18 protein-coding genes and 8 tRNA genes are annotated in these 21,036 nt (G+C 48.1%); 20 read left to right on the forward strand and 6 right to left on the reverse strand.

Annotated features, from left to right (window positions below; all coding sequences use genetic code 11):
* Positions 1 to 12: 12 nt before the first annotated feature.
* The 20 genes from recX to luxS all read left to right on the forward strand — a co-directional run bounded on the left by recX (position 13) and on the right by luxS (position 16,738).
* Positions 13 to 477 (forward strand): recombination regulator RecX, encoded by a 465-nt coding sequence (recX, locus tag LY387_RS01695; RefSeq protein ID WP_234495110.1) that lies wholly within the window; start codon positions 13 to 15, stop codon positions 475 to 477.
* Positions 478 to 636: 159 nt separating this feature from the next.
* Positions 637 to 3,222, forward strand: a complete 2,586-nt coding sequence (gene alaS / locus LY387_RS01700; protein ID WP_234495111.1) for an alanine--tRNA ligase — start codon at positions 637 to 639, stop codon at positions 3,220 to 3,222.
* Positions 3,223 to 3,439: 217 nt separating this feature from the next.
* A complete protein-coding gene (locus LY387_RS01705; protein WP_234495112.1) occupies positions 3,440 to 4,627 on the forward strand; it encodes an aspartate kinase in 1,188 nt (395 codons plus the stop codon).
* 92 nt (positions 4,628 to 4,719) lie between these two features.
* Positions 4,720 to 4,917, forward strand: coding sequence for a carbon storage regulator CsrA (gene csrA, locus LY387_RS01710; RefSeq protein WP_004415691.1), 198 nt, complete (start codon positions 4,720 to 4,722; stop codon positions 4,915 to 4,917).
* A gap of 210 nt (positions 4,918 to 5,127) precedes the next feature.
* A tRNA-Ser gene (locus LY387_RS01715) sits at positions 5,128 to 5,220 on the forward strand.
* Positions 5,221 to 5,265: 45 nt separating this feature from the next.
* Positions 5,266 to 5,342, forward strand: a tRNA-Arg gene (locus LY387_RS01720).
* 27 nt (positions 5,343 to 5,369) lie between these two features.
* A tRNA-Ser gene (locus tag LY387_RS01725) sits at positions 5,370 to 5,462 on the forward strand.
* A 69-nt stretch (positions 5,463 to 5,531) separates the two neighbouring features.
* Positions 5,532 to 5,608 (forward strand) — tRNA-Arg (locus LY387_RS01730).
* 103 nt (positions 5,609 to 5,711) lie between these two features.
* Positions 5,712 to 5,788, forward strand: a tRNA-Arg gene (locus LY387_RS01735).
* A 79-nt stretch (positions 5,789 to 5,867) separates the two neighbouring features.
* Positions 5,868 to 5,944: transfer RNA gene (locus tag LY387_RS01740), tRNA-Arg, on the forward strand.
* A 67-nt stretch (positions 5,945 to 6,011) separates the two neighbouring features.
* Positions 6,012 to 6,088 (forward strand) — tRNA-Arg (locus LY387_RS01745).
* Positions 6,089 to 6,156: 68 nt separating this feature from the next.
* Positions 6,157 to 6,233: transfer RNA gene (locus LY387_RS01750), tRNA-Arg, on the forward strand.
* Positions 6,234 to 6,642: 409 nt separating this feature from the next.
* Positions 6,643 to 6,900 (forward strand): oxaloacetate decarboxylase subunit gamma, encoded by a 258-nt coding sequence (locus LY387_RS01755; RefSeq protein ID WP_042473248.1) that lies wholly within the window; start codon positions 6,643 to 6,645, stop codon positions 6,898 to 6,900.
* Between the two features lie 36 nt (positions 6,901 to 6,936).
* Positions 6,937 to 8,727 carry a sodium-extruding oxaloacetate decarboxylase subunit alpha gene (oadA, locus tag LY387_RS01760; protein ID WP_234495113.1) on the forward strand — a complete coding sequence of 597 codons (1,791 nt, stop codon included), beginning with the start codon at positions 6,937 to 6,939 and terminating at the stop codon, positions 8,725 to 8,727.
* Positions 8,728 to 8,736: 9 nt separating this feature from the next.
* Positions 8,737 to 9,867: a sodium ion-translocating decarboxylase subunit beta gene (locus LY387_RS01765; protein WP_234495114.1), complete on the forward strand. Its 1,131-nt coding sequence runs from the start codon at positions 8,737 to 8,739 to the stop codon at positions 9,865 to 9,867.
* A 210-nt stretch (positions 9,868 to 10,077) separates the two neighbouring features.
* On the forward strand, positions 10,078 to 11,028 hold the full coding sequence (locus LY387_RS01770) for an NADP-dependent oxidoreductase (RefSeq protein ID WP_128649348.1): 951 nt from the start codon (positions 10,078 to 10,080) through the stop codon (positions 11,026 to 11,028).
* Positions 11,022 to 11,477 (forward strand): YqaA family protein, encoded by a 456-nt coding sequence (locus LY387_RS01775; RefSeq protein ID WP_128649347.1) that lies wholly within the window; start codon positions 11,022 to 11,024, stop codon positions 11,475 to 11,477. The genes LY387_RS01770 and LY387_RS01775 overlap by 7 nt, the downstream gene beginning before the upstream one ends.
* 26 nt (positions 11,478 to 11,503) lie before the next feature.
* Positions 11,504 to 14,362 carry a M16 family metallopeptidase gene (locus LY387_RS01780; protein ID WP_234495115.1) on the forward strand — a complete coding sequence of 953 codons (2,859 nt, stop codon included), beginning with the start codon at positions 11,504 to 11,506 and terminating at the stop codon, positions 14,360 to 14,362.
* Positions 14,363 to 14,467: 105 nt separating this feature from the next.
* Positions 14,468 to 16,057, forward strand: a complete 1,590-nt coding sequence (gene gshA / locus LY387_RS01785) for a glutamate--cysteine ligase (RefSeq protein WP_234495116.1) — start codon at positions 14,468 to 14,470, stop codon at positions 16,055 to 16,057.
* A 162-nt stretch (positions 16,058 to 16,219) separates the two neighbouring features.
* A complete protein-coding gene (gene luxS / locus LY387_RS01790) occupies positions 16,220 to 16,738 on the forward strand; it encodes an S-ribosylhomocysteine lyase (protein WP_042473253.1) in 519 nt (172 codons plus the stop codon).
* 108 nt (positions 16,739 to 16,846) lie between these two features.
* Here luxS and ruvX read toward each other — a convergent pair whose 3' ends face one another.
* The 6 genes from ruvX to LY387_RS01820 form a co-directional block, all read right to left on the reverse strand.
* Positions 16,847 to 17,272 (reverse strand): Holliday junction resolvase RuvX, encoded by a 426-nt coding sequence (gene ruvX, locus LY387_RS01795; protein WP_234495117.1) that lies wholly within the window; start codon positions 17,270 to 17,272, stop codon positions 16,847 to 16,849.
* 65 nt (positions 17,273 to 17,337) lie between these two features.
* On the reverse strand, positions 17,338 to 17,907 hold the full coding sequence (locus tag LY387_RS01800; RefSeq protein ID WP_128649352.1) for a YqgE/AlgH family protein: 570 nt from the start codon (positions 17,905 to 17,907) through the stop codon (positions 17,338 to 17,340).
* Positions 17,908 to 17,939: 32 nt separating this feature from the next.
* Entirely contained in the window at positions 17,940 to 18,887 is a 948-nt protein-coding gene (gshB, locus tag LY387_RS01805) for a glutathione synthase (protein WP_234495118.1), read from the reverse strand.
* Between the two features lie 13 nt (positions 18,888 to 18,900).
* The gene (rsmE, locus tag LY387_RS01810) at positions 18,901 to 19,632 is read right to left on the reverse strand and encodes a 16S rRNA (uracil(1498)-N(3))-methyltransferase (RefSeq protein ID WP_128649346.1); all 732 of its coding nucleotides are present in this window, start codon (positions 19,630 to 19,632) and stop codon (positions 18,901 to 18,903) included.
* A gap of 79 nt (positions 19,633 to 19,711) precedes the next feature.
* Complete coding sequence (locus LY387_RS01815) at positions 19,712 to 20,419, reverse strand: endonuclease (RefSeq protein WP_234496036.1); 708 nt, start codon at positions 20,417 to 20,419, stop codon at positions 19,712 to 19,714.
* A 69-nt stretch (positions 20,420 to 20,488) separates the two neighbouring features.
* Positions 20,489 to 20,998, reverse strand: coding sequence for a SprT family zinc-dependent metalloprotease (locus LY387_RS01820; RefSeq protein ID WP_234495119.1), 510 nt, complete (start codon positions 20,996 to 20,998; stop codon positions 20,489 to 20,491).
* Between the last annotated feature and the right edge of the window lie 38 nt (positions 20,999 to 21,036).

The following is a 21,036-nucleotide window of genomic DNA, read 5'->3' on the forward strand; positions in this document are numbered from 1 at the left end:
TTATTAGTCTCTATGTATCAACGAAAGCCACCGACCCTGTCCGCTAATGAAGCTGCGATCCAACTGTTAAGTCGCCGAGATCATGGCGAGTATGAGTTGTACCAAAAGCTTGCCTTCAAAGGCTATGAGGAATCCGAGGTTGAAGCCGCGATAGAGCTGTGTAAGTCATATCGATATCTTGATGATCTGCGCTTTGCCAAAAGCCAGGTAAGACAGCATGTCTACAAGGGGCATGGGGAACGTCGAATTCGTCAAGAGCTGAATCAAAAGCGCGTCTCAGAGTCGGTAGTGAATGAAGCCTTGATGGAAGAAGAAGTCGATTGGTTTGAGCTGGCGAAAACCACGGCTGAGAAAAAGTTTCGCCACGGAAAAGCCAGCGATCCTAAAGAATATGCCAAGCAAGTGCGATTTCTACAGTATCGAGGCTACTCTTTTGACCAAATAAACTACGCACTAGATTCACTAGAAAGTGAATAACACCTGCCCGCCACTGCCCGCAAATACTTGTCCTGACTTGAATAAAGTTTAAATTCCTTCCGTTTGTTGCCTTTTTTACCAGAATACTAGGCGAATCCTTACTCATGGGGTTACAATATGCCCCCAAAATCTAACTCGAATTATTTCAGGAAGAGCTGCATGTACATGAGCACAGACGAGGTTCGCAACGCGTTCCTTAAGTTCTTTGAGAGCAAAGGGCACCAAATCGTAGACAGTTCATCGTTGGTTCCACACGATGACCCAACTCTGCTTTTCACAAACGCCGGTATGAACCAGTTTAAAGACTGTTTCCTTGGCCTAGAAAAGCGTAACTACACTCGTGCCACTACGGCCCAGCGTTGTGTTCGCGCTGGTGGTAAGCACAACGACCTTGAGAACGTTGGCTTCACTGCTCGTCACCACACTTTCTTTGAGATGCTGGGTAACTTCAGCTTCGGTGATTACTTCAAAGAAGATGCCATCAGCTTTGCTTGGGAATTCCTAACAGAGACGCTAAAGTTGCCAAAAGATCGCCTGCTGGTGACAGTTTATGAAACTGACGACGAAGCATTCGAGATTTGGAACAAGCAAGTGGGCGTTCCTGCAGACCGCATCGTTCGTATCGGTGATAAAGAAGGCGGTAAAGCTTACGAGTCAGACAACTTCTGGCAAATGGGTGACACTGGTCCTTGTGGTCCATGTACAGAAATTTTCTATGATCACGGTGAGCATATCTGGGGTGGTCGTCCTGGTACTCCAGAAGAAGACGGTGACCGTTTCATCGAGATCTGGAACAACGTATTCATGCAGTTCAACCGTCACGCCGACGGTACTATGGAGCCGCTACCAAAACCATCGGTAGATACAGGTATGGGCATCGAGCGTATCTCTGCAATCATGCAAGGCGTTCACTCAAACTACGAGATCGATGTATTCCAAACGCTAATCAAAGCAGCAGCAGAAGTGATCGGCTACGAAGACCTTTCGAACCAATCACTGCGCGTTATTGCAGACCACATTCGTTCTTGTTCATTCCTAATCGTTGACGGCGTAATGCCATCAAACGAAGGTCGTGGCTACGTGCTTCGTCGTATTATCCGTCGTGCAGTACGTCACGGTAACAAGCTAGGTGCACAAGGTGCCTTCTTCTACAAGCTAGTTGGTACCCTAGCATCAGTAATGGGTACGGCAGGTGAAGAGCTTAAGAAGCAACAAGCCGTTGTAGAAAAAGTACTGCGTATCGAAGAAGAGAACTTCGGTCGTACTCTTGAACGTGGTATGACAATCCTGACTGAAGCGCTTGATAATCTTGGCGACGAGAAAGTGCTAGACGGCGAAACCGTATTCAAACTTTACGATACCTACGGCTTCCCAGCAGACCTGACTAACGATGTGGCTCGTGAGCGCGAGTTTGCTATCGATGAAGAAGGTTTTGAGAAGGCGATGGAAGCTCAGCGTCAACGTGCGCGTGAAGCTGGCCAGTTCGGTACTGACTACAATGCCGCGATCAAAGTTGATACCGATACTGAGTTCTGTGGTTACACAGGCACAGAAGGCAGCAGCACAGTAGCAGCCATGTTTGTTGAAGGCAATGAAGTGGAAGCACTGTCTGCTGGCGACAAAGCGATTGTGGTTCTTGAAGAGACACCGTTCTACGCAGAGTCTGGTGGTCAATGTGGTGATGCTGGCGTGCTGAAAACATCGGCGGGTCTTTTCAAAGTAGAAGACACTCAAAAGCTAGGTAACGCGATCGCACACCATGGTGAGCTGGTTGAAGGCGTACTTGCTAAGGGCGATGAAGTGGCAGCGACTGTCGATGCAGAGCGCCGCGCGGCTATCTCGCTAAACCACTCAGCTACGCACTTGCTACACGCTGCATTGCGTCAAGTTCTAGGTGAGCACGTAACGCAGAAAGGCTCCCTAGTGAAGCCTGACAACCTACGTTTTGACTTCTCTCATCTTGAAGCGATGACTAAAGCGGAAATCAAACAAGTTGAGCGTCTTGTGAACGCACAGATTCGTACTAACCACGTGATCGAAACCAATGTCATGGACATTGAGTCAGCGAAAGCAAAAGGCGCGATGGCTCTGTTTGGTGAGAAGTACGACGATGAAGTTCGCGTGCTTTCAATGGGTGAGTTCTCAACTGAGCTTTGTGGTGGTATCCACGCAAGCAACACGGGTGACATTGGTCTATTCAAGATCACTTCTGAAGGTGGTATCGCTGCGGGTATCCGTCGTATTGAAGCGGTAACTGGTGAAGCAGCTCTGGATGCGATTGAAGCGACAGCGGCGCAGTACGAAGCGAAACTTGGCGATGCGGCAAGCAAAGCGAAATCTCTTGAAAAAGAGATTGCTCAGCTTAAAGACAAGCTAGCAGCGGTAGAAAGCGCCAACATCATGGGTAAAGTAGAAGAGATCAATGGTACTAAGGTACTGGTTGCCGCGCTTGAAGGTGCGGATAGCAAGAACCTACGTACTATGATGGATAACGCTAAGAACCAAATGGGCAGCGGTATCGCGTTCATTGCCAATGTTGCAGATGGCAAGATTGGTTTGATCGCAGGTGTGACTAAAGACCTAACTGGTAAAGTCAAAGCAGGCGACCTTGTTAAGATGGTGGCTGAGCAAGTTGGTGGTAAAGGTGGTGGTCGCCCAGATATGGCGCAAGCAGGCGGCAGCGATGTCGATGCACTGCCAGAAGCACTGCAGTCTATCCGTGGTTGGCTTGAAGAGCGTCTATAACTCTTAAGTAAGAACCTCTAAATGCCCAATCAATGTTTGTTGATTGGGCATTGTTGCTTTTGGTCACTACCTATTCAGTGAATCAATTGCACAGTGCAGAACTGCACATCTATTTAATAGGCGAGGCACATGGCGTCGCCTAATACAGGGAGCGGTCACTCAAGATCGTAATTTCAAAATTCGACAACACTATGTTGTCTTGGGAAGGTGAAGACTGGTGAAAAGACCACTAATCGTGCAAAAGTTCGGTGGAACTTCTGTTGGCTCTGTTGAGCGTATCCATAGCGTTGCAGAGCATGTAATTCGAGCTAAACAAACTGGCAATCAAGTGGTTGTCGTTGTCTCAGCGATGTCAGGTGAGACCAACCGTTTGGTTGAACTTGCCAAACAAGTAGACAAAGTGCCAAACGTCAGAGAGTTGGATGTATTGCTCTCTGCAGGTGAACAGATTTCTATGGCACTGCTGTCGATGACGTTGAGCAAACTTGGACATGCGGCGATATCTCTGACCGGTGGCCAGGCACGAATTATGACCAACAATAGTCACAACAATGCCACGATTAGCCATATTGATACCAGTGTCATCGATGAACATTTAGCGCAGGACAAAATTGTGATTGTCGCTGGATTCCAGGGCATAAATGAAGTCGGCGACATAACGACATTGGGACGAGGTGGCTCTGATACGACAGCAGTCACCCTAGCGGGTGCCTTAAACGCACAAGAGTGCCAAATATTTACCGATGTCGATGGCGTTTACAGCTGCGACCCTAGAGTCGTCAAAAACGCGCAGAAACTCGATACCATCGATTTCCCAACTATGCACGAAATGGCCCACAAAGGCGCCAAAGTGCTCCATCTCCCTTGTGTGGCTTATGCATGGCAAAATCATGTACCGCTGCGTGTACTTTCTAGCTTTGATGCAGGAGAGGGGACACTAGTGGCGGGTAAAGAGGCGAAGCCTGGGATCTGTGGTCTAGCAATGCAGAAACAGGTGGTGTCACTACTTATCCGTGAAGAACATGTCGATGTTGTTGATAAGCAAAAGCAGATGTTGGGAGTGGAAGAAAGTCACTGGGTGACAGATTCGACCTACAGTCACTTATTGGTGAAAACAGATTGTCGTGACAAGCTAAAATTAGTCATAGAAGACAAGATAGTTGCCGAGCAGGACGTCTCACTTCTGACACTTGTGGGGTCAAATGCCGCAGAGCAAGCGTCACAATATCAACAACTTCTCAACTTATCAGACATATCTGTTCTACACTTTTGTGAAGATACGCACTCAATTACACTCGTTCTCGAGCCAGGGGCTATCGACAAAGCGGCTAACGTACTGCATGATAACTACATTATCGCCAGTGGATCCGTTGAGAGAGAAGAAAAACAGGTACATTTGGGGTAAATACTTTTCAGAAGATAGTTTACGAAAATATAACTTTTGTTGGATAATAAGTTTCGTAGCAAGATAATTAGAGAATACTCAAGGAGCTAAGAATGCTGATTTTGACTCGCCGTGTTGGTGAAACGTTGATGATTGGTGATGAAGTCACTGTTACTGTATTGGGTGTTAAAGGCAACCAAGTTCGCATTGGTGTTAATGCTCCAAAAGAAGTGTCAGTGCATCGTGAAGAGATCTACATGCGCATTCAAGCGGAGAAAGGAAACGGTAACGTTGCATCAGGCAACTACTAATCCTAACTAGAGAGGGCTGGCAATTTGCCGGCCTTTTTGTTGCGTAAAATTTGCCATAAAACAGAGGCACCACGGTGAATTTTGCTTAGGAAAGCTACGATTAAATGGTGGTTTGGTTAATTTGCCAACGCTTAGTCTGTTTTTTCCTATTTTTACCAAGAAAATGTTTGACTTATTTTTGGTAAATCGTAATATGTGCCTCCGCAAGACGGTGAGGTGGCCGAGAGGCTGAAGGCGCTCCCCTGCTAAGGGAGTATACGGTTTGTAGCCGTATCGAGGGTTCGAATCCCTCCCTCACCGCCATTCTTGCATTGTGTTGTATGACACTGTTCTTATTGAACATATTGCGCGCTCGTAGCTCAGCTGGATAGAGTACCTGGCTACGAACCAGGCGGTCGAAGGTTCGAATCCTTCCGAGCGCGCCATTTCTCTCTTCGGAGCGAAATACATGTGGTGAGGTGGCCGAGAGGCTGAAGGCGCTCCCCTGCTAAGGGAGTATACGGTTTGTAGCCGTATCGAGGGTTCGAATCCCTCCCTCACCGCCATTTATTGACTGTTTCAGTCAATTTTTTTGTTCAAAAAGAAATTAAATGTGATATGCTTCACAACCTTGCGCGCTCGTAGCTCAGCTGGATAGAGTACCTGGCTACGAACCAGGCGGTCGAAGGTTCGAATCCTTCCGAGCGCGCCATTCTCTCTTTTTGTAGAGGATGCCCTTTGGGAAAGGACTTTCTCTTATAGAGAAAAAAGGGTAATGCCCTGTAACGTCAAATGACAATGCGAAAACTTATTGCGCGCTCGTAGCTCAGCTGGATAGAGTACCTGGCTACGAACCAGGCGGTCGAAGGTTCGAATCCTTCCGAGCGCGCCATTCTCTTTGAAAGAGCGTTCTTTTTGAAAGAGACAGGGGAAGCCCTGCATCGTTAACTGACAACACGAAAATTTGTTGCGCGCTCGTAGCTCAGCTGGATAGAGTACCTGGCTACGAACCAGGCGGTCGAAGGTTCGAATCCTTCCGAGCGCGCCATTCATTCTACTTTGTAGAGAAAAGGGTAATGCCCTGCAGCGTCGAATGACAATGCGAAAACTGTTGCGCGCTCGTAGCTCAGCTGGATAGAGTACCTGGCTACGAACCAGGCGGTCGAAGGTTCGAATCCTTCCGAGCGCGCCATTTTCTTTCTTTACAGAGACCTAGGGTATTGCCCTGCAGCGTCGAATGACAATGCAAAAATTTGTTGCGCGCTCGTAGCTCAGCTGGATAGAGTACCTGGCTACGAACCAGGCGGTCGAAGGTTCGAATCCTTCCGAGCGCGCCATTCTTTTGGAACCTCGCTTCGGCGGGGTTTTTTATTAACAAAAATTTATCATATCAATAACCTTATTATTACAACGCAATGTTTTTAAACGAAAAATTGCGGTAATTTTAAGCGTGTCCCAGTTTTTCAACTTTAGTTTGTTTATGTTGAGATCTCATGTGAGGTCATAGTATGAAGTTCTGTGTAAGCCTAAATACACCATAAATTGTCGTGTGCATCATAGTTTTTCATTCGAATGACGTTTTAATGACGGCGTAAGATTAAACAAAATTGACAAACTTTCACCAATCGAGATAATCCTAGACCTCTTGCAATGGATCGATGCAAGGCCATTGTGAGTCAATCAGTGAGCAGTGACGCCACAAAAACGATTGAGTAACTTGTCAGGATGACAAAGAAAGGAAGCAACATGACTAATATTGGAAGCCTGCTAGGAGATGCAGCCACCCTCATGCTAACGGGTATGGCCGTGGTATTTGTATTCCTAACAATCCTCGTTTATCTCGTTCGGTTAATGTCAAAATTGGTACCAGAAGAAGTACCAGAACCGATCGCAGTTCCTACTCAGAATAAAACCCAACCATCCCCCTCAAATGGTGTTAGCCCGAATGTGGTGGCAGCAATTTCTGCCGCTGTCCATCAATACCGCACTTCGGCCGCTAAATAGATTGAGTTAAAAAAGCTTAAAAAGGAGTTTATGAGCATGTCTAAACCACTTGCTATCACGGACGTGGTACTTCGTGACGCCCACCAATCTTTGTTTGCTACGCGCATGCGTATTGAAGATATGTTACCGATCGCAGCCGAGCTTGATAAGGTTGGCTACTGGTCCCTAGAAACGTGGGGGGGAGCGACCTTTGATGCCTGTATTCGATTCTTGGGTGAAGATCCATGGGAGCGTTTGCGCGAGCTAAAAAAGGCCATGCCGAACACACCTATGCAAATGCTACTTCGTGGTCAAAACCTACTGGGTTATCGCCACTATGCAGATGACGTTGTTGAAAAGTTTGTTGAGCGTGCACACGCCAATGGTATGGATGTGTTCCGTATCTTTGATGCGATGAACGATGTTCGTAACTTTGAAAAAGCAGTGAAAGCAGCTGTTGATGTCGGCGCACATGCTCAGGGCACGCTGTCTTATACGACAAGCCCAGTTCACAACACCGATACTTGGGTCGATCTTGCTAAGCGTCTTGAAGACTTAGGCTGTCACTCTCTATGTATTAAAGATATGTCGGGTCTGCTAAAGCCTTACGAGGCAGAAGAGCTGATTTCTCGCATCAAAGCATCTTGTGAAGTGCCGCTTGCGCTGCACTGCCACGCGACAACGGGTCTGTCTACTGCGACAGCAGTGAAAGCGGTAGAAGCTGGGGTCGATATTCTAGATACTGCAATCTCGTCGATGAGCCAAACCTATGGTCACACGCCAACAGAAACTGTTGTCGCGATGCTACAAGGTACTGAGCGCGACACCAACCTAAAACTCGAGCAGATCGAACCTATCGCTGCTTATTTCCGCGAAGTTCGCAAGAAGTATGCGAAGTGGGAAGGTCAGTTGAAAGGTGTGGATTCTCGCATCCTAATTGCTCAGGTACCTGGTGGCATGCTGACCAATATGGAAGGTCAGCTAAAAGAGCAAGGTGCCGCGGATCGCATCGATGAGGTTCTAGAAGAGATCCCACGCGTTCGTGAAGATCTTGGCTTTATTCCTCTGGTAACGCCAACCTCACAGATCGTCGGTACTCAGGCGGTTATCAACGTACTGACTGGTGAGCGCTATAAGAGCATCACTAAAGAGACTGCCGGTGTTCTTAAAGGCGAATACGGTAAAGCGCCAGCGGAAGTCAACGCTGAGCTTCAAGCAAAAGTGCTTGAAGGTGGTGAAGCGATTACCTGTCGCCCAGCCGATCTACTCGAAGCTGAGCTACATACGCTGACTGATGACTTGTTACAGAAAGCGAAAGCAGAGGGCATTTCTCTAGCAGAAGACACTGTGGATGATGTTCTTACTTACGCACTTTTCCCACAAGTTGGTCTTAAGTTCCTAAAAAATCGTCACAACCCAGATGCATTTGAACCAGCGCCAGGTAAAGAAGATGCGAAGCCTGCTGCGCCTGTAGCAGCGCCAGTAACGTCTGCTCAAGGTATCGAAGCATATAGCGTGAAGGTTGATGGTCAGGTTTATGATGTTGAAGTAGGACCAAAAGGTGAACTGACGTCAGTAACGCCAGCAATTGCTCCTGCAGCCGCTGCACCAGCGCCATCTCCAGCAGCAACCAATGTTGAGGCGGTATCTGCGCCGCTAGCGGGCAACATCTTTAAGGTTAATGTCGCTTCTGGTGCGCAAGTTCAAGAAGGCGATGTCCTATTGATCCTCGAAGCGATGAAGATGGAAACGGAAGTTCGCGCAGCGCAAAGCGGCGTGGTTCAAGATGTACACGTTAAAGAAGGCGATGCCGTTGTTGTTGGCGCGCCTCTTGTTAGCTTAGCGTAAGGGAGCACCATGGAAGGATTGATGACCTTATGGTCAGAAACAGGGATCGCTAACTTTGAATTCGGCCAGATCTGCATGATCTTGGTCGGATGCATCTTGTTGTACTTGGCGATTCGCAAAGGGTTTGAGCCGCTGCTTCTATTGCCAATCGGTTTTGGTGCAGTGTTGGCCAATATCCCTAATGCGGGCTTTACTGAGCCGGGTGGTCTGCTGTACTACGTCTACTATATCGGTATTGAATCAGGTGTATTCCCGCTGCTCATCTTTATGGGCGTGGGTGCGATGACGGACTTTGGTGCCCTTATTGCTAACCCGAAAACGCTATGGTTAGGCGCAGCGGCACAGTTTGGTATCTTTGCGACCTTATTTGGCGCGATCTTGCTGAACTACGTACCTGGTATGGAGTTTTCCATGCAGGATGCGGCATCAATCGCTATTATCGGTGGTGCCGACGGTCCAACCGCGATTTTCTTAGCGAGCCGACTGTCTCCTGATTTACTTGGGGCAATCGCGGTAGCAGCCTACAGCTACATGGCATTGGTACCTATTATTCAGCCGCCAATCATGAAGGCACTTACCACGCCTGAAGAGCGTACCATCAAGATGGCTCAGCTGCGCCACGTTAGCAAAGGCGAGAAGGTTCTGTTCCCTCTTGCCGTGCTATTGATGACGATTTTGTTCTTGCCATCAGCAACGCCTCTGGTTGGTATGTTCTGTCTTGGTAACTTGATGCGTGAAGCGGGTGTTGTCGATCGACTATCGAAGACGGCGCAAAATGAGCTGATCAACATCGTCACCATCTTCTTGGGTCTAGGAGTGGGTTCTAAGCTTCAAGCTGAGCAGTTCCTGAACTTCGAGACCTTGGGCATCCTAGCTCTTGGTGCTGTGGCGTTCAGTATCGGTACTGGCGCGGGTGTATTGATGGCGAAGCTCCTCAATAAGTACTCAAAAGAAGACATCAACCCTCTTATTGGTGCTGCAGGGGTTTCTGCTGTACCAATGGCGGCGCGTGTAGTAAACAAAGTAGGTTTGCAGGCTAATCCGCAAAACTTCCTGCTGATGCATGCAATGGGACCAAACGTCGCAGGCGTATTGGGCTCCGCCGTAGCTGCGGGTATCTTGTTAGCTCTGGTTGGCTAGCACCAACAACTGCATTTGATAAACAAAAGGGAAGCGCGAGCTTCCCTTTTTGCGTTACTAGCTCAGTGTCTCAGGCGACTTACCGGAATCAAACGCACAGCTAAAGTGATTGAATTTGTTACATACTTGCTATTGAGTGATGAAAAGTTAATCTAGACTCAACTATGGAAATCGTTACTATGAAGTCTTGATTAGGAAGAGGAAGCTGCAATGAAGTGTAAACAGATCGTGATTCCAGAATTTGGTTCAGCAGAGGTATTGGCGTTTCAAGAGATTGAGGTTCCACAGCCTCAGGCAGGAGAAGTTCTGGTAAAGGTTGCCTACTCTGGAATCAATCCGATTGATGTGAAAACTCGTGCAGGTCTTGGTTGGGCGGCTGCAGAGAACAAAGACAATCTTCCTTGGGTTCCCGGCTATGACATCGCCGGTTCGATTGAAGGATTGGGCGAGGGTGCTAATGAGTTCGAAATAGGGCAAGAAGTCGTTGGCTTTATCGGTTTCCCTGTTCGAGGTGGTGGCTACAGCCAGTACGTATGTGTTCCTGAGTCAGAGTTAACTCCGATTCCTAATTCCGTCACACTTGAAGCGGCCGCAGCGTTGCCGCTGGCAGGTCAAACCGCGGCACAAGCAATCAATAAAGCACAAGTTCAAGAAGGGGAACGAGTGTTGATTTTAGCGGGTGCAGGTGGTGTCGGTCATATCGCCGTTCAAATCGCTGTCGCAGCAAAAGCAGAAGTGTATACCACGTGCAGTGAGCGTAATCTTGATTATTTGGCCACCTTGGGCGCGCATGCCATTAACTATGAGTTTGCACCGGCATCCGAGCGTGTAAGTGACGTCGATGTGCTTATCGATCTTGTTGGTGGTGATACGGCTTTAGATGCGCTGAAATGTTTGAAAGATAATGCGCGAGTCGTGACGATCCCTACGATAACCGCAGAGCTAGTGTGTGAAAAAGCCAAGCTTCTTGGCTTTGAAGCAAGTGGTATGTTGGTATCGCCAGATACTAAACAGATGGAAACCTTACTTTATATGGTGGGCGTTGGGTTGCTGAAAACGGAGATCCAACAAGTCTACCCTTATCAACAAGTGGTGGCTGCTCATCAGCAGGTAGAAACCAGCCGCACGCGCGGTAAAGTACTTCTTAATATGCAATGCTAGAAACGTTTTCTCAATTCCTTGCGGAGTCTTGGTTCGCCGACTCCGCTCTCGCTGTTCTTTTTATCTCTGGATTTTTAAGTGCAACACTTCTCCCGGGCGGCTCTGAAGCAGGTCTTATTGCTACATTGAGCCTGCAACAGTATTCGCCCGTATGGGTTATTATCGTCGCCACGATAGGTAACACCTTAGGTGGTCTCACTAATTATTGGATAGGGATTTGGTTACCAAATCGAACTCAAAACGAGAAGCATGGTCATAAAGCCATGGCTTGGCTACAAAAATATGGGTATTGGAGCTTGTTATTTAGCTGGCTACCCGTCATTGGCGACCCTCTCTGTTTAGCGGCAGGGTGGCTAAGAATGAAATTTCTGCCTTGTGTTGTTTTGATCGCTATAGGTAAGGCTCTGCGCTATATGGTGCTTACGGCCTTGTTCTACGGTCTATTCTAGTTTTCTCGATCTTTTAAGGAGCTCTTATGAGAAAGATCTGGCTCGGCTTACTGTCGGTGGTCTTTGTTTACGGTTGTAGCAATAGTGACTTTTCGACCCAAAGCGATAGCGCACTCCCTCCGGGTATCACCCTTGTTGAGGAGATGAAAGCCGATCCCGACCGGGTGATGATCCCATACTCCAAGTACAAGCTGGATAATGGTTTGACCGTCATTTTAGCGCCTGACGATTCAGATCCTCTTGTGCACGTCGATGTGACCTACCATGTCGGCTCTGCACGTGAGGAAATCGGCAAGTCTGGGTTTGCTCACTTTTTCGAACACATGATGTTCCAGGGCTCAGAGCATGTTGGCGATCAACAGCATTTTAAGATCATCACGGAGGCTGGCGGTACCTTAAACGGTACGACGACTCGAGATCGAACCAATTATTTCGAGACGGTTCCGTCCAATCAGCTTGAGAAAATGTTGTGGCTGGAAGCGGACCGTATGGGCTTTTTGCTTGGCGCTGTCTCGCAGCGTAAGTTTGAGATTCAGCGTGATACCGTCAAAAATGAACGCGCCCAAAACTTTGATAACCGCCCTTACGGTCTGATCTGGGAGCGTATGGGGGAGGCGATGTTCCCTGAAGGCCACCCATACTCTTGGCAGCCAATTGGCTATGTAGAAGATCTCGACCGTGTCGATGTCAACGATCTAAAAGCCTTCTTCTTACGCTGGTATGGTCCAAACAATGCCGTGCTCACTATCGGTGGTGATATCGATAAAGCGCAAACACTCGAGTGGATTCACAAGTACTTTGGCTCGATACCTAAAGGTCCGAGTGTAGAAAAAGCACCAAAACAGCCGGCAGTACTGCCGGAAGATCGCTACATCACGCTCGAGGATCGCATCCGCCAACCTATGGTGGTGATTGGCTGGCCAACGACGAGTTACCGCGGGGCAGAAGATCAAGTGGTTCTCGATGCGATGGCGGATGCTATCGGTGGTGGTACCAACGGTTTGCTGTATCAGAAGCTAATCAAAACGCAGAAAGCCCTCGATGCTGGTGCGTTTAGTGACTGTAATGAACTCGCGTGTAATTTCTATGTGTATGCCATGGGCGCCTCTACAGACAAAGATGGCTTGAAGTCTCTTTACAATGACTTGTTAGCGACGCTGGATGAGTTTGATAAACAAGGCATCAGTGACGAGCGACTCAAGCAAATCACAGGGCTTTCAGAAGCCGGTGCCGTATTCGCACTGCAAAGCGTGAAAGGCAAGGTGACGCAACTTGCTGCGAATGAAACCTTCTATGGTCAGCCAGATCGCATCGAGCAAAAACTGGAGCAGATTCGCTCGGTGACATCGGAAGAGGTAAGTGCTGCTTACAAGACCTTCATTGAAGACAAACATAAAGTCACCTTGAGTGTTGTACCAAGAGGGCGAACCGACATTGCGGTGAAACCAGCAACGTTCGTGACGCCAGCACGCACTCTGCCTGAATATAAAAAGGTAACCGAGGCTGATCTTGAGCTGCGCCGTCCGGTTGATGACTTTGATCGTAGTGTTATGCCTCAGGTGGCGGAAGGGGTTGCGGCGAAAATGCCTGAGCTGTACCAAGTTCACTTCGACAATGGCAGTGAGTTATTGGGCACTGAGACCAGTGAAACGCCAACGGTTGAGATCCACTTCCAGATGCCAGCGGGCAGTCGCTATGTTCCTAAGGGCAAAGAAGGGCTTGCTGGCCTTACTGCTGCCATGATGGAAGAGGGCACAACAACACGTACGGTTGAGCAGCTTCAAGCAGAACTCGATAGCTTGGGGAGTCGAATTGGATTCAGTGAAGGCGCGTACACGACACGAGTTTCTGTATCCGCATTAGAGCGTAACCTACCACAAACCTTAACCTTGCTTGAGGACATCTTGTTCAATCCTGCGATGAAACAGGAAGACTTCGACCGTCTCAAAGCACAAACGTTAGAAGGCTTGGTGTATCAGCATCAAAAACCAAGCTGGATGGCATCGCAAGCTACCCGTGATGTGCTCTATGGTGACTCAGTCTTTGGTCGCTCATCAGACGGCAGTGCCGAGTCCATATCGTCTATCACTCTAGAGGATGTGAAAGCCTTCTATCGCGATCACTACACGCCGCAAGGAACCCAAATCGTCGTGGTTGGCGATATCTCAGAGAAGAAGATCACCGATCAATTAGCGTTCTGGTCGCTATGGCAAGGGCAAGCTGCACCGCTTATCGCACCAGAGATCATTCCATCTCAAGGTGAGCAGCGAATTTATCTTGTCGATAAACCATCTGCACCACAAAGTATTGTACGTATGGTGCGTCAAGGCCTACCGTTTGATGCAACGGGCGAGCTTTACCTAAGTCGTCTAGCAAACTTTAACCTGGCAGGTAACTTCAACAGTCGCATCAATCAGAACCTCAGAGAGGACAAAGGCTATACCTACGGTGCCAGCGGTTATTTTGCTAGCAACCGTGAAGTTGGCGCGATTGTGTTTAGTGCTCAGGTTAGAGCCGATGCAACCCTTGCTTCTCTCGAAGAGATGATTGCTGAGCTGAAAAACTACAGTGAAAATGGCATGACGGACGAGGAGCTCTCTTTCATGCGCCTCGCAGTGGGGCAACAAGACGCCTTGACTTATGAAACACCGAGTCAAAAAGCCAGCCTGCTTTCGTCGATTTTAACCTATAGTTTGGATAAGGATTACCTTAAGCAGCGTAATGAGATTGTCGCCACAGTCGAAAAAGAGACCCTCAATACGTTGGCAGCGAAGTGGTTTGACCCGAGCCAATATCAGCTGATAGTGGTCGGTGATGCCAAGCGTTTAAAACCACAACTAGAGAAATTGAATATTCCAATTACAGAGCTTGAAATCTCTCAATAGCATGACCATATAGGGAGGATGGGTGATCTGACGGAGAACAAGGTTTGCTGTCTGTCGGTGCATCCACCCTTCAATTGGAATAACAAACTATAAGCGAATCGCATTGTGACTAATTTTGCTAAGCGACTGGATCAAGTTGCTAAAGATGAGACCGTTTTCCGTCAGTTTGGACGCGGTGTAGAACGGGAATCGCTACGTTACACCGACGATGGTCGATTAGCGACAACACCTCACCCTAAGGCGTTAGGCTCAGCCTTCACTAATGAATACATCACGACGGACTTTTCAGAGTCGTTATTGGAGTTTATTACCCCGGTGTCACGTGATGTTGATACGCTGATCAATCAGTTGTCCGATATTCATCATTTCACGCAAACCAAGCTCGGTGACGAGAAGCTTTGGCCTTTGTCTATGCCTTGCTATGTTGGCTCAGAAGATGACATTGCCTTAGCGCAGTACGGCAGCTCAAATTCAGGTCGCATGAAGACGCTATACCGCCAGGGACTTAAGCACCGCTATGGTAGCTTGATGCAGATTATCTCTGGCGTGCACTTTAACTTCTCTTTTCCTGAATCATTTTGGGATGCATTATTTGGCGATCAAGACGAGAAAACTCGTCAAGATGCCAAGTCAGAAGCTTACTTTGGGTTGATCCGCAACTACTACCGCTTTGGTTGGTTGATTCCTTACTTCTTTGGTGCATCACCAGCTATCTGCTCCTCTTTCTTACAAGGCAAAGAGACGAAGCTTCCGTTTGAAAAAGTGGGTGGGACTTTATATCTACCAAAGGCGACGTCGTTAAGGCTAAGTGACCTTGGTTATACCAACAGCGCTCAGAGTGCATTGAAGATTGGTTTTAATGGATTAGAGCAATACCTAGAAGGTCTTAACCAAGCGATTCATACCCCATCACAAGACTTCGCCAAAATTGGCGTTAAAGTAGATGGTGAGTACCGTCAGTTGAATGACTATGTGCTGCAGATAGAGAATGAGCTTTACGCGCCAATCAGACCAAAGCGTGTCGCAAGAAGCGGTGAAAAACCGTCAGAAGCACTATCTCGCGGCGGTGTTGAATACATCGAGGTCCGCTCTTTAGACGTGAACCCGTTTAGCCCAATTGGGATTACCGCGGAGCAGATTCGCTTCCTCGACTTGTTCCTAACTTGGTGCGCGCTCAAAGACTCTGAGCCGATGGACAATTGTGAGCTAGAGTGCTGGCGTGAGAACTGGAACAAGGTCATTGTTGATGGTCGCCAAGTGGGTCTTCAGCTACAAATCGGCTGTCACGGTGAAGTTCTCGATAGTCAGTCTTGGGTAAAACGCGTCTTTGCTGATCTTCGTGAGATTGCCAAGCATATGGATTCAGCACACGGTGGTAACGAGTACGCTGCAGTATGTGACAAGCTAGAAGCGTGGAACGAAAATCCTGAACTTTCTATCTCAGGCCAGCTATTGGCGAAAACCAAAGAGCTAGGTGGACTTGGGAAAGTGGGCTGTGAACTGGGTAAAGAGTACCGTCAGAAGAACCTTTCTCACGAATATAAAGCATATTCGACTCAAGTAATGGAAGATGAGGTCACTCGTTCGGTTTCAGCTCAAATGAGCATTGAATCGGCGGATACCGTTAACTTCGACGATTTCTTGTCTGATTACTTTGCTTACCTATCACCAGAGCAAGCTCAGGTCGCTAACTAAGCTTGCGCAGCAATACTGTGCCACTTACAATCACGCTAAAGAGATTGTTCTTGAAGACACTGTTCTTAAAGATATAGCTCTTACAGACAGTGTTTTAAAAGACATAGTTCTCACGGTTTTAACCCAAGGTTGAAACCGTGAGTAAACCAAGGAGAAAATATCATGCCACTACTGGATAGCTTTACGGTAGACCACACTAAGATGCACGCTCCAGCGGTACGCGTTGCGAAAACAATGCAAACCCCTAAAGGCGACACGATTACTGTTTTCGACCTACGTTTTACGATCCCAAACAAAGACATCTTGTCTGAGCGCGGCATTCACACACTAGAGCACCTATATGCGGGCTTCATGCGTGCACATCTAAATGGTGATCAGGTTGAGATCATCGATATCTCTCCAATGGGTTGTCGTACTGGTTTTTACATGAGCTTGATTGGTACCCCATCTGAGCAGCAAGTTGCTGACGCTTGGCTAAATGCAATGCAAGATGTACTGAAAGTCGAGAGCCAGAACAAGATCCCTGAGCTTAACGAGTATCAATGTGGTACTGCAGCGATGCACTCACTGGATGAAGCGAAAGCGATCGCAGAGAAGATCATTGAAGCGGGTATTCAAGTGAATAAGAACGATGAGCTTGCATTGCCTGAGTCTATGTTGCAAGAGCTGAAAGTAGACTAATTGAATTAGGTCGCACGCTTTGAGTCTATCCCTACCTGTGCAGGAGCGCGGCTAGCGGACATTAAAAAGGATGGCATTTTGCCATCCTTTTTTGTTTTTAAAGCCGCTTTAAGCCCACTGCGCCTCAAACCAGCTCTCTAAGATCACCACCGCTGACTGGCAGTCGACATTGCCTTTTGATAAGGCTTTGTAACCACCCATCTCAAACAGCTCCGAGCGAGCTTCGGCGGTAGACAGTCTTTCATCGTGCATTTCCACTTGAAAGCCGAACCGACCATGTACACGGTTGGCAAACTTCTTGGCGCGAGCGGTGATTTCATCAAGTGCTTTGCCTCGCACGTCGGTGGGTAGACCCACGACGATGAGGTCAGGTTGCCACTCTTTTAGCATGGCTTCGATATCATCCCAGTTTGGAATGCCGTCTTTGGCTTTGAAAGCTTTTAGTGGGCTTGCTGTGCCAGTGACCTCTTGGCCTATAGCACTACCAATACTCTTGGTTCCGAAATCGAAAGCAACGATGGTTCTGGATGTCATAATTTCTCTGTTTGTGAAGACAATGCGTTTTGTGAAGATGCTAACCGGGCAGCTTAGGACGCAGTCTATGCGTGACCAACATCAGTTGAAAGCTGAGCGATATCGAACCCTAACATACCGACAGCGCTACTCCAACGCTCTTCAACCGGGGTATCAAAGATCACGCTTGGGTCGGCCTCTATGGTGAGCCAAGAGTTCTCAGCTAACTCGGTTTCCAGTTGCCCTGCACTCCAGCCAGAATAACCTAATGCGACGATATAGTTATCCGGCTGAGCGTCAGTGCCGAGTACGGCCAGAATATCCTTAGACGTGGTAACAGATACCGTGTCGGTGATCTGGATACTGGATTGGTACTGATCTTTAGGGTTATGGAGGATAAAGCCGCGATCTTCGGAAACGGGCCCGCCGTTCAAAACGGGCTCATCAAGGCTTTTGCTGTGTGTTGTTTGCGAGGCGATAGGAAGCTCAGTTTGCACTTGCTTAAGCATGTTTGCGACAGTGACATCGATTGGAGTGCTGATCATGATCCCCATCGCACCATCTTCATTGTGCTCACACACATAAATGACGCTGCGTTGGAAATACGGATCCTTCATCCCCGGCATTGCCACGAGAAAGTGGTTGGCTAAGTTCATGATCGCCTCTCCCAATAGACTTCTACAGTTGGCTACTTGCCTAAACGGCGCTCGATAGCGTCCATTAGTTTGCCAGTAATAGAGATGTCAAAGGCGGCTTCAATTTCACGAATGCACGTTGGGCTGGTCACGTTGATCTCAGTAAGTTTGTCACCGATGACATCCAGACCTACAAATATTAAACCCTTCTCTTTCAAAGTGGGAGCTACCGCCTCGGCAATTTGCTTGTCTGTCTCACTTAAGGGACGAGCTTCACCACGGCCACCGGCCGCAAGGTTGCCACGAGTTTCCCCTTTAGCTGGGATACGCGCTAGGCAGTAAGGCATTGGTTCTCCATCCACCACGAGAATACGTTTGTCACCGTTGCTGATATCAGGAACAAACGTCTGCGCCATGGCGTAGTTTTGACCATGGTTAGTCAGGGTTTCGATGATCACCGATACGTTCGGATCGTCTTGCTTAACACGGAAGATAGAAGCGCCGCCCATACCATCAAGTGGTTTAAGGATGACATCACCATGCTGATCGCGGAACTCTTTAATCTTCTCTGCTTTGCGCGTTACGATAGTCGTTGGCGTTAGCTCAGGGAACCATGCTGTGAAGAGTTTCTCGTTGCAGTCACGAAGGCTTTGCGGCTTGTTAACGATTAGCGTGCCTTTCTCTTCTGCGCGCTCCAAAATGTAGGTCGCGTAGATGTATTCTGTATCGAATGGAGGGTCTTTACGCATCAATACGGCATCTAGCTCAGACAGCTCAATGGTTTGCTCAGAAGTAAATTCGTACCAGCCGTTAGGGTCTTCTTTAAGCGTCACGACTTTTGTATCGGCAACCGCTGTACCTTGATCTAGGTGTAGGTCATTCATCTCCATATAGTGGATTTCATAACCACGACGCTGTGCTTCCAGCATCATTGCAAAGCTTGAATCTTTTTTGATGTTGATGGACGAGATAGGGTCCATCACGATACCGAGTTTGAGCATTATTTTTCTCCCGTTAACCTAAATCGCCAAAGCGTACTTGAAGTGCCGTAATAGCGGTCAGTGCCGCCGTCTCAGTTCTAAGTACACGAGGACCAAGCAGGGTTTCTTCGAATTGATATTGTTCTGTCATTTCAATTTCTTGCGCAGACAAGCCACCTTCTGGACCGATAAGAAGACGAACCTTATTCACGGGCTCTGGCAAGGTATTAATTGAGTATTTTGCTCTTGGATGAAGGTTGAGTTTGAGCGCCTCAGATGGCTCTGCACACCACTCCTCTAGCGACATGATTGGGCGGATCACAGGGATGGTATTGCGTCCACACTGCTCACAAGCGCTAATCGCTATCTTTTGCCACTGTTGCAGCTTTTTCTCAAAACGCTTGGCATCGAGTTTCACACCGCATCGTTCTGAGATGAGAGGCGTAATCGTGTTCACACCTAACTCAACGGACTTTTGGATGGTGAACTCCATCTTATCGCCTCGAGAAATAACTTGTCCGAGATGCAAATCGAGTGGTGATTCGATGCTCGACTCGACTTTCTCTTGAATATCCACGTCGACGTTTTTCTTCCCTACGCTGGTAATCGTCGCAGGAAATTCGTGGCCACTACCGTCGAATAGCAGAACCTCTTGACCCTCTTTCATACGCAATACTCGGCCAATGTGCCCTGCGGCATCATCACTTAGGGCGAGAGTGCCTAAAGATTGAATCGTTTCAGGGTGATAGATACGAGGTATACGCATAACAATTTCCAAAGAACAAACAGTATTGAGGTATAAGATGGATGCCAGCCCTCGAAATTACAAGGGCTTGGCTAAGGAATTAACCCTGATTTTTACACGCTTCGGCGACAAAAGGATTATCGTTGCCCTGAATGCGGCGGATACGCTCGTTTCGAGTGCACTCCCAATTATCAACTGGGTAGCTTTTGTTCCAAGCTTTCATTAGCTTAGCTTGCTGTTTAGATAGCCTAAACCCGTACTCTTGACTCATGTAAAGGTAAGTGCGAGCAATAGACCCTCGCGCGCGTTCAGGCGGCATCACTTTGCGCTGCTTGAAGTTTACTTGCATTTCGCATTGACCATAGCTGACACCATCGACCCCATTCCACTGTGAAAAGTTGTAGTTGGAGCGATCACCATTGACCTCGCCGATGGCTGGAGTGAGGTTGTGTAGATCGGCTTCCATCAGTTTGAACTGTTTGTCGTTGCGTGTGCAGTTCTTGCGCCCACCATCTTGCCAACATTGACGCTGGTGGCCAAACTGCCAGGCAGGCACCACGTGTTCCCATTCAATACGACTTGCGCGCTTTTCTTGTTTACGAACCTGGTAACCGCACGCAGAAAGGTCTGGTACGCCTTTCTTACCGTTCCATTGAATATCACAGCCGCAATAGAAGCTCACAGGATGGTCGGCATAGATCTTTACCGCTTCTTTCTTCGCTTTACTAAAGCTACTAGGTGGTGCACCAACTGCTGTGATTGGAACGGTGATAGCCAATAGGGCGATAGAAATGAGAAAGCGGCGCATCATAGTAAGGTCTAAAAAAGGTTGAGATAACCTAGTGTAACTCGCAAAAAAGACCTTAGCTATCGATAGTTAGCTCAGTTGTTTACCTGTGTACTCTATGGTTTGGCCGCACTTTCGACAACGGTAGTTGGCTTGCTGGCGCAGGACCTTATTGTGGCGTCGTATGGTCACAGAAAATGTGTCGCATTGGCAGCGGTATTCAAACGTGCGCCCCTGTACCGACTGGATATTGAGTGAGTGTGTGGTGTTTGGCGCAATATGAAATACTTGGCTCATGACCATCTGCCACTCTTTGCCGTGCGGGCGCACGCGACCGAACAGCGCGAAGGTAATTAAATGGGCGACTTCATGGGGAATGACTTCGTCGATAAACGCTTGTTGGTTCTCGACAAAAAGCACTGGGTTTAAACGGACCTCCCAGGTCTGTAGATACGCTTTACCTGCGGCTTTTCCGCGCAGCTTGTAGTTGAGCGCTGGGACGGGGAAGTCTCTTTCAAAGTAGTGACGTGCACGCTCAATACAACGAGACAGTGTTTTTAAAGCAAGATAGTGAAGCTGCTCTGATAATTCTGCATCCACGAAGTTCAATCCAAACAAAAAGCGCCCAAACAGGGCGC

The organism is Vibrio maritimus (assembly GCF_021441885.1).
In the GTDB taxonomy this organism is placed as follows: Bacteria; Pseudomonadota; Gammaproteobacteria; order Enterobacterales; family Vibrionaceae; genus Vibrio; species Vibrio maritimus_B.